This is a genomic window from uncultured Polaribacter sp. (assembly GCF_947497695.1).
Lineage (GTDB): Bacteria > Bacteroidota > Bacteroidia > Flavobacteriales > Flavobacteriaceae > Polaribacter.
In genome coordinates this window covers 1-244 of the sequence record NZ_CANMHM010000037.1, presented here as the reverse complement: position 1 = coordinate 244, position 244 = coordinate 1, and the positions used below count along the sequence as shown (strand labels likewise).

Below are 244 nucleotides of genomic sequence, written 5' to 3'. Positions count from 1 at the left end.
ACGGAACTTTAGGTTGGTTTTATGGCTTTAAATTACATCTTGTATGCAATGATAAAGGAGAAATAGTTGAGTTTATGCTTACTCCAGGCAATGTAGATGATAGAAAACCACTTCGAAATAAATCTTTTAATGATAAAATATTTGGTAAAATTTACGGAGATAAGGGGTATCTTGGAAAAGATTTATTCGATAAATTATTTGTAGATGGTATTCACCTTATAACAAAGGTTAGAAAAAATATGAA

General features: G+C 28.7%; 1 protein-coding gene. It reads left to right on the top strand.

The genetic code is table 11. The features are described from left to right. Positions 1 to 244 (top strand): transposase (locus Q0731_RS13150; protein WP_299064825.1); only part of this gene is annotated, 244 nt, incomplete at both ends.